The 3,942-nt window shown below is 71.8% G+C and carries 5 protein-coding genes; 3 read left to right on the forward strand and 2 right to left on the reverse strand.

Annotated features, from left to right (window positions below; all coding sequences use genetic code 11):
- Together HW577_RS22125 and HW577_RS22130 are read left to right on the forward strand one after the other, a co-directional pair.
- On the forward strand, positions 1 to 663 hold a 663-nt coding region (locus HW577_RS22125), incomplete at its 5' end, for an SDR family NAD(P)-dependent oxidoreductase (RefSeq protein WP_198378280.1).
- A gap of 5 nt (positions 664 to 668) precedes the next feature.
- Positions 669 to 2,267 carry an MBL fold metallo-hydrolase RNA specificity domain-containing protein gene (locus HW577_RS22130; protein WP_198378281.1) on the forward strand — a complete coding sequence of 533 codons (1,599 nt, stop codon included), beginning with the start codon at positions 669 to 671 and terminating at the stop codon, positions 2,265 to 2,267.
- A 193-nt stretch (positions 2,268 to 2,460) separates the two neighbouring features.
- On the opposite strand, the gene HW577_RS22135 is transcribed toward HW577_RS22130, so the two are convergent.
- Positions 2,461 to 3,021, reverse strand: a complete 561-nt coding sequence (locus HW577_RS22135) for a DUF6691 family protein (RefSeq protein ID WP_198378282.1) — start codon at positions 3,019 to 3,021, stop codon at positions 2,461 to 2,463.
- 16 nt (positions 3,022 to 3,037) lie between these two features.
- The gene (locus HW577_RS22140; protein ID WP_198378283.1) at positions 3,038 to 3,601 is read right to left on the reverse strand and encodes a YeeE/YedE thiosulfate transporter family protein; all 564 of its coding nucleotides are present in this window, start codon (positions 3,599 to 3,601) and stop codon (positions 3,038 to 3,040) included.
- A 114-nt stretch (positions 3,602 to 3,715) separates the two neighbouring features.
- On the opposite strand from HW577_RS22140, the gene HW577_RS22145 reads away from it, so the two are divergent.
- Positions 3,716 to 3,942: deoxyribodipyrimidine photo-lyase (locus tag HW577_RS22145; protein ID WP_198378284.1), on the forward strand; the 227-nt coding region annotated here is incomplete at its 3' end.

Consider the following 3,942-nt stretch of genomic DNA (forward strand, 5'->3'; position numbering starts at 1 on the left):
GGCGCGGGGGCCACCGTCGTGATCGCGGCGCGCGGGCGCGACGGGCTCATCGCGCTCGCTGCGGAAATCGCGGCCGCGGGCGGGGTGGCGGAACCCCTGCCCTTCGACGCCGCCGACCCGGCCGCGATCCGCGCCGCGATCGCCGCAGCGGGGCCGCTCGACGGCCTCGTGAACAATGCCGGCAGCGTCACGCGCGAACCCTTCCTGGACGCGAGCGAGGCGGAGATGGACCGCATCCTCGCGCTCAACGTGAAGGGCGCGGCGATCGTCGCGCAGGCGGTCGCGCGCGGGATGAAGGCGCGCGGCGCGCGCGGGTCGATCGTCAACATCTCCTCGGTCGTCGGGCTCGTCGGCGCGCGCAACCGCAGCCTCTACGCCGCGAGCAAGCACGCGGTGATGGGGCTGACGCGCAGCATGGCGCTGGAACTCGGCCCGCTCGGCATCCGCGTCAACGCGGTCTGCCCGGGGCTGGTCAACACGCCGCTCGCCGCCGAGCTGATGGCGGACAAGGAATTCGTCGCGGCGACCAGCGCGCGCATCCCGCTCGGGCGGATCATGGAGCCCGAGGACATCGCCGGGCCGGCCGTGTTCCTGCTCTCAGACGCCGCCGCCGGCGTCACGGGAATCGCGCTGCCGGTCGATGGCGGCGTGACGGCGGAGTAGCGGCCATGCCCGTCACCGTCCGCGCCTGCGGCGCCGCCCGCACCGTCACCGGCCTGTCGCTGCTGTTCGAGACGGGCCGCGCGCGGTTCCTCGTCGATTGCGGGATGTTCCAGGGACCCAAGACGCTGAAGGCGCTCAACTGGGAACCCTTCCCCTACAACCCGCGCGAGATCGACGCGGTGCTGCTGACGCATGCGCATATCGACCATTCGGGGCTGCTGCCGCGGCTGGTGAAGGAAGGCTTCCGCGGGCAGATCATCGCAACGCCGCCGACGGTCGACCTGTGCGCCGTCATGCTGCCGGATTCGGGGCATGTGCAACAGATGGAGGTGGAGAACCTCAACCGCCGCAACCGCCGGCGCGGGCGGGCGGAGGTGGAGCCGATCTACACCTCGGCCGATGCGATCGCCGCGCTGCGCGCCTTCCGCGCCGTGCCGATGGATCGCTGGCTGGAATTCCCGTCGCTGCCGGGCATCCGCGCGCGCTGGTGGAATGCCGGGCACATGCTGGGCTCGGCCTCGATCGAGCTCGAATTCTCCGAAGACGGCGCGGCACCGCTGCGCGTGCTCGTCTCGGGCGATCTCGGCCCGGATTGCAGCGCGTTCCACCGCGACCCGGAAGGGCCGGACGCGATCGACCACGTCTTCCTCGAAAGCACCTATGGCGACGAGGACAAGCCCTGCGTGGACCACGCGGCGCGGCGCGACCGGCTCGCGGGCATCGTGCAGGACGCCGCGCATCCTGGCGGCGCGCTGCTGATCCCGGCCTTCGCCGTGGAACGCACGCAGGAGATCTGCTGGGACCTCGTCACGCTCATGCAGTCGGGGCGCATCCCGATGGCGCCCATCATGGTGGACAGCCCGCTCGCCATCCGCGCGACGGAGGTCTTCCTCGAACACGCCGCGGCGCTGGAGAACGGGCATTCGGTCAAGCGCGCGCTGCGCTCCCCGCTGCTGCAGTTCACCGAGACGGTGGAACAGTCCCGCCGCATCGCCGAGGTCGAGGGCTTCCACATCGTCATCGCCGGATCGGGCATGTGCGATGCCGGGCGCATCCGGCACCACCTCAAGCGCTGGTTGTGGTCGCCGGATGCGACGGTGCTGCTCACCGGGTTCCAGGCGGAAGGCACGCTCGGCCGCCTGCTGCGCGAAGGCAAGGAGGAGGTGCGCATCCAGGGCGAGACCATTCGCGTGCGCGCTGCCATCCGCGAGATCAGGGATTACTCCGGCCATGCGGATGCGCCGGAACTCGCCGCCTGGCTGCGTGCGCGCGGGCCCGTCACGGGCAGCGTCTTCCTCGTGCATGGCGAACCGCCGGCGATGGAGGCGCTCGCCGAGCGGATCGCGGCCGAGGGCCTCGCGGCGGAGGGCCGGGTGATCCTGCCGGTGCTCGACGATGCCTACGACCTCGCCCCGGCCACGGCGCCGCGCCGGCGGGAGGTGTCGCACCGCCGCCCCGACCCCGCCCAGGCCGGGCGCCCGGACTGGCACAATGCCCGCGCCGCGCTGCTGCTCGCCATCGAGGAGGCGATCGAGCGCGCGCCGGACGATGGCGCGCGCCGGGCGGTCATGGCGCGGCTGCGCGGCGCGCTCGAAGCGGGTTAGGACAATATCCGATCAGCCGGGAACGGCTGATCGGATGTCCCGCTCCAGAACCCATTCATTCCACGGCACGTCATCCGATCACGCTGGTTCAGAGTGATCGGATGTCGCTGTGGCGCGGGAGGCGTTCTCCCGAAGCGGTCGATGCTCCGCGACGCGAGCAGGTCGCACCGATCAGGTGCGATCGGCTGCCGCGTCACACCGCCTTGCCGCGCCCTTCCGCGCGCTCGATCAGCGCGAAGAGGCCGAGCGCCAGCGCGGCGAGCGCGGCGTAGAGCAGCGAGGCCGGCAGGCCCGTGACGTCGGCCAGCGTGACGGGCCCGGCATTCCACCAGGCGAGCACGCTGCCGCGCAGACCCTCGAAGGCATAGGCATAGGCGATCGCGCCCGCGATCATGCCGAGCACGCCGACCAGCGCATGGGTGCGCCCGGTCGCCGCCGCCGCGAAGCCCGTGCCCGGGCAGTAGCCGTAGATCGCCATCCCGACGCCGAACAGCAGCCCGCCCAGCACGACCCCGCCCATGTTGGCGTCGCGCAGGTGCCAGCGCGCCTCGCCCATCTGGACAAGGACGAAGACGCCGATGCCGCCGACCACGACGGCGGTCAGCATCACCTTCAGCACGGTGAAGTCGCGCAGCCGCAGCTGGTTGACGATGACGTTGTAATCCAGGACTCGGCCGCGCTCGAGCAGCCAGCCGAAGGCGATGCCGAACAGCGGCGCGAGCCAGAGCGCGGTTTCCTTGGCGACGGGGAACATGCGTGGCGTTCCTTTCTCAGCGCCCGCGGAACATCAGCCACGCGGTGGCGACGCCCGAGGCGAACATGGTGGCGAAGAAGACCCAGCCGACGACGGCGAGCTGCAGGCTCTGCGAGATGCCGTTGCCGGAGGTGCAGCCATTGGCGAGCCGCGAGGCGAACATGATGATCGCCCCGCCGATGAAGGCGCCGGCATAGCGCAGCGCGACGGAGGGCCCGAAGCGTTCCTGCCAGACCGACGGCACGTGCTCGACGCGCAGCCCGCCGCGCAGCAGCGCGGAGACGAAGGCACCGACCGCCGTGCCGATCAGGAACAGCGTGCCGTAGTCGAGCCGCATCGGGTTGCGCGCCCAGTAGGCATTGGCCGAGACGGCCTCCTGCCCCACGGCCAGCGCCGCGACGCCGCCGGCGATCTGCGCGCCCGCCGTGGTGATGCCGATCGGTGCGGCGACGATGACGAAGACGAGCCAGGACAGCACGCCGATGCCGGCGCCGATCAGATAGGGATTCCAGCGCCCCGCCGCCGTCTCGGCGCGCGCGGGCGCCACGGGCAGGGCGTGGTGGAGAGCGAGGTCGCTCATCGCGTCACTCCATGGTTCATATCTGCGCCAGCATATATATAAGATTTTGCGCATTCAATGGGTGGCTGCGCGCCGCGTCATTGACGCGCGCCCGCCGGCACCACATTCGGGGGCATGAGCGACCCCGCCATCCTCTGGTTCCGCCAGGATCTCCGCCTGGCCGACAACCCCGCCCTCCTCGCCCTGGAAGGCCGGCCGGTGCTGCCCGTCTATGTGCTGGAGGATGGGCCGCGCGCGCCCGGCGGGGCGGCGCGCTGGTGGTTGCACCACAGCCTGGCCGCGCTGGCGCGCGCGCTGGCCGATCGCGGCGCCCCGCTGCTGCTGCTGCGCGGCGATCCACG

The sequence above is a fragment of the Neoroseomonas rubea genome (genome assembly GCF_016106015.1).
Classification (GTDB): domain Bacteria; phylum Pseudomonadota; class Alphaproteobacteria; order Acetobacterales; family Acetobacteraceae; genus Neoroseomonas; species Neoroseomonas rubea.

Coding starts and splice junctions, on each gene's coding strand:
- HW577_RS22130 (WP_198378281.1), top strand. CDS start 669: ATGCCCGTCACCGTCCGCGCCTGCGGCGCCGCCCGCACCGTCACCGGC.
- HW577_RS22135 (WP_198378282.1), bottom strand. CDS start 3,021: ATGTTCCCCGTCGCCAAGGAAACCGCGCTCTGGCTCGCGCCGCTGTTC.
- HW577_RS22140 (WP_198378283.1), bottom strand. CDS start 3,601: ATGAGCGACCTCGCTCTCCACCACGCCCTGCCCGTGGCGCCCGCGCGC.